The organism is Polaribacter sp. M10 (genome assembly GCF_054968445.1).
On the sequence record NZ_JBSSBG010000041.1, the window covers coordinates 1 to 4,435 of the forward strand.

Below are 4,435 nucleotides of genomic sequence, written 5' to 3' on the forward strand. Positions count from 1 at the left end.
TTTTTTTGTAAATTCTGAATTTCCTTCGGAAATTCCTCGTTGACAAAAAACGCAACTTTCCTTATACGAGAAACGTTAGCACAAATATGACTCACTAAATGAAAAAAAAATTACCTATAAAAAAGATAATTCCTCCTTTAATTTTTATTGCTGGTGTTTTAGCTACAATCTTCTTCGAGCGAATTACAGAAACAATTTTTCCAAAAGAAAATGAAACCGTGAATTTAGCTAAAGATACTTTATTCGTAATACCAATTAGAAATGAAAAGGTCATCATAGAAAAAGATTCTTTAACCTATTCAAAAAATAAAACTAAAGAGGAATTGGAATACTGGAAAAGTTTAGCTTTAAAAAAGGAAAGTGCCTCTAACAAGAATCTAGCAAAAGAATTTGCTAACTTAATAGAGGAAATAAAATTAGCAAATATTTCAAATAAATCAACAAAAGAAAATGTCTCAAAAGAAAATCTAGCAAAAGAAATTTCTAACTTAAAAAAGGAGATAAAATTAACTAATAGCTCAAATAAATCAACAACCGAATTTATTTCTGATAAAGGATACAATGAATTGATTACTAATTCAGAAGCTTTGCTGCCAAATAAAAAGGGTTATCAACCTAGTTCTGTGACAAACTTCTTCGAAGGTAAATGTCCAGATTTTAACGTGAATGATGATTATATAAATCTTGATTTTTTAATAAGAGATAAAAATGTATTTGAAAAAAGTGGCGTTATTTTCGTATCAATGAGCGGAATAAATGAAAAGGGTCAGCATTACTTCATATACGATGAGTATTATAAACCTCAATATGGTTTTAATCATTTAAAATTGAAAAACATAAATAAGCGCGGGAAGTATCAATTTATCTATGGCATTATTTTTAAGTCAGATATGAAAAATGAGTTCCCAATAATCAATGGATTTAATTGTCATTTCAAAAAATAAATACTTGTGCTAACACTGTATAAACTTTATTGCTGCTAAATTTTTCCTTCGGAAAAATACGCAGGCACAAAGTTGTTTAAATAATTGTTTACTTTTAGCATAAATAAAACGCAACAAAGCTTATACGAGAAACGTTAGCAAAAATTAAAAAAAAACTATGAAAAAAATTGCATTTCTATTACTATTGTCAATTAACCTGAGTTGTGAAAAAGAAGTTTTGGTTGAACAAGAAATTAAAGTAAGTCTAATAAATATAACCCCCGAAACAAGTGGAAATTGTTCAAATGGAGGCTATAAAATTGAAACAGGAATTGACTCAAATAATAACGGAATATTAGAAGCTAATGAAGTTCAATCAACCAATTTTATTTGTAATGGAACAAATGGTAATGATGGAACAAATGGTAATGATGGAAATAATGGTAATGACGGTTCAAACAGTTTAATAAATATAAGTAATGAACCTGAAGGAACAAATTGTTCAAATGGAGGCTATAAAATTGAAACGGGAATTGACTCAAATAATAACGGAATATTAGAATCTAATGAAGTTCAATCAACTAACTTTATTTGTAATGGAGCAAATGGTAATAATGGCTTAAATAGTTTATTAAATATATTGGAAGAACCTAAAGGTGCAAATTGTGAAAATGGAGGCTATAAAATTGAAACAGGAATTGACTTAAATAATAACGGAATATTAGATTCAGAAGAAGTAGAAGCAACAAAATATATTTGTAATCAGAAAATAATAATTCCAACCAATTATAATTTAGAAACAAAATATAATATAGAAGGTATTTTAACTTATGGTCAATCTCTTGCAGTGGGTGGTGGTGCATCAAACAGCAACTCTGATTTTAAAAACACATTGTCTTTTATTGGTGGTAATTCCGTAGTTAATCCGATTGATTTTTCTTCTTTTATAAAAGTAGAAGAAGCTACAAACGTTATTTATGGCCCTGTTATGGCTTCTACTTTAACTTCTTTAGATTTAATAGAAAAAGAAAATAACTTAGATATTGAAGAGTATGACTATCAGTATCTATCTTTATTTGGAGGCCAATCAGGAGCAGCAGTACATCTAATCAATAAAGGAACTCAAAAATATCAAAATGTTATTGATGCAATTACTAATGCAAAAGCATTGGCAGACAAAGAAGGTAAAACATTTGCTTGGAGAGTTATTAATTGGGTTCAAGGAGAATCAAATGCTAATAATACTAAAGAGCAATATTATAATCAAGTTGAACAACTATTCAATGATTTTAACACAGATATAAAAGCAATAACAGGACAAACAGAAGATATTATTTTTATTATTCATCAAACTAGTCCTTGGCTTGGTCGTTTAGAAGGTTTAACAAACAATGTACAGGAAGCACAACTGCAACTTGCTAACGATAAACCAAATGTTTATATGGATGGTGGAAGTTATCAATTTAAATATAATGACTCTTTTCATCCTTCAGACAGAGCAGTTATCGGAATTAAACAAGGAGTTGTTTTAAAAAGAATTATCAATGACAATAAAGAATGGAAAACTTTTCAACCAATATCCCATAATATAGTTTCAGATGGGAATAAATATTACATACACTTAAAATTTGATGTACCCGTAAAACCAATGAGATTTGATATTAGTGGAGACATTTGGCACAACCCAAATGGTAAACAACAAAATTTTGGTTTTGAAGTTTTAGATAATGGTGTTGAAAAACAAATAGTAGAGCCTTATATCACACTTGGGAATACTGTAGTTTTGACAACTGAGACAAATCCTGTGGGAATGACAATTAGATATGCTGTTAATGGACACAAAGGAGGTGGCAACTTATGTGACTCACAAAATATAATTATTGAAAATAAAGGCTTAAATTATGTAATTGATAATTATGCTGTTTCATTTAGTGAATATATAATAGATTGAAAATAACTTTTGCTAACACTGTATATAATTTATTGCTAGCTTCTTGCCTACTTACGAAAGTCCTCGTGGACTTTCTTGGTCGGTAATTATTTACTAAATTAGTTGCTTAAAACACGCAACAAACCATATACAACAACGTTGTAAATAATAGTGGAAAACACTTAGGAACGTGAAAATTTGAACTTTCAAAATGTCTGAATTTAGTTGTTCGTGGGAATTTTTTAATCGCTTAAAAATGGAATATAACAATTGCTGAATTATCTTTCACTCGTGAAAAATTGTCTTGGGAATTTTATCTTGTTTGTGGAAATTTTAAACGTGTGAATTTACTCAGACTGGAAAATTAAAACGTGGAAAAATTAGCAAGACTTGAAATCAAAAACTGGAATTTAAGCAACTTTCGGAATTGAATTTCTTTGCGGAATTTATTACTTAAAATTTTGAATTAAGCAAAGTGCGAAAAATTACAATGGAATTATTAACTGGAAAAAAATCTACTATTTACAACACCGTGTAAAAAAAAATTGCTAGTAAAAGCCTACTTACGAAAATCCTAGCGGATTTTCTTGGTTCGTGTTTTATTTACTAACTTTATTGCTTAAACTACGCAACTTTTATTACACAAACACGTTAGGTGTAAGCTATGAAAACCTGTCCAAAACCAAAATTTCGTAATGAAAAAATAAATGAAAAATGAAAAACTGATTTACGATAAGGTTGTTGGATATATGCTTAAAATAATTAAGTCAGGTATTAAAATTAAAAAATTTAAGAACAAATTTAACGCAATTAAACACGGAGACTATGTTTGTTTTATAGAGCTATTGAAAGTTGGTATTCCTGAAGACATCATAGTAAATAAAATTGGAGAAGGAATAATTCCAACTGAAAAACAACTTGAACAAAAAAATGTTGACTTTCTTTTTTTATTATTAGCCAGTAAATCATTATTGGAATTTTATAAAGAATGTTACTTAGAATATGGAGAAATAATAGACAACGATTTATCAGATAAAGATTTTGAAAATTTAGAAAATTTTGAAATGGTTCTTAGAATGTTTTATAATAACTCATTTGAATACAATGGAAGAATTAACCTAATAGATATAATTGAAAAATATTTGAATTATAGAGGAATATCAGAACCTGAAATTAAAAAAGTTCAAATAGGTAGAACTTTTTTAAATATGGTGAAAGGTCATAAAGCGAAATTTGAAAATTATAATCAAGGTTTAATTGCAATTAATGAAGCCTTAGAAATTTTAAGAAAATATAAAATTGAATTATGAATATAAAAAGCCTACACCTAACACCGTACAAAATTAATTGCTAGCTTTTAGTTTACTTACGAAAATCCTCTCGGATTTTCTTTGTCTGTAATTATTTAGTAAATTTAGTGCTTAAACAACGCAACTAACCTTGTACAAACACGTTATGTTTAATTGCTCAGGAAAATCTAATTTCAGGAAAAATTTGCTGAATATTTTTTTAAAGTTTGTTAAGTTCAAACCAAAAAAGGAAAATAAAAACGTGGGAATATTTTAATTTCTGAAAATCTAGT

At 27.9% G+C, this 4,435-nt stretch carries 3 protein-coding genes; all 3 read left to right on the forward strand.

Going from position 1 to position 4,435, the window contains the following annotated elements; all coding sequences use genetic code 11:
• Positions 1-98: 98 nt before the first annotated feature.
• The 3 genes from ACWYN7_RS17085 (at position 99) to ACWYN7_RS17095 (ending at position 4,163) form a co-directional block, all read left to right on the forward strand.
• Positions 99-944 carry a hypothetical protein gene (locus ACWYN7_RS17085; RefSeq protein ID WP_462861190.1) on the forward strand — a complete coding sequence of 282 codons (846 nt, stop codon included), beginning with the start codon at positions 99-101 and terminating at the stop codon, positions 942-944.
• Between the two features lie 157 nt (positions 945-1,101).
• Entirely contained in the window at positions 1,102-2,874 is a 1,773-nt protein-coding gene (locus tag ACWYN7_RS17090) for a DUF7151 family protein (protein WP_462861191.1), read from the forward strand.
• A gap of 686 nt (positions 2,875-3,560) precedes the next feature.
• The gene (locus ACWYN7_RS17095) at positions 3,561-4,163 is read left to right on the forward strand and encodes a hypothetical protein (RefSeq protein WP_462861192.1); all 603 of its coding nucleotides are present in this window, start codon (positions 3,561-3,563) and stop codon (positions 4,161-4,163) included.
• The last annotated feature ends 272 nt before the right edge of the window (positions 4,164-4,435 follow it).

Bases quoted from the DNA above. Each gene is read 5' to 3' on its own strand.
- ACWYN7_RS17090 (WP_462861191.1), top strand. From the start codon at position 1,102: ATGAAAAAAATTGCATTTCTATTACTATTGTCAATTAACCTGAGTTGT.
- ACWYN7_RS17085 (WP_462861190.1), top strand. From the start codon at position 99: ATGAAAAAAAAATTACCTATAAAAAAGATAATTCCTCCTTTAATTTTT.
- ACWYN7_RS17095 (WP_462861192.1), top strand. From the start codon at position 3,561: ATGAAAAATGAAAAACTGATTTACGATAAGGTTGTTGGATATATGCTT.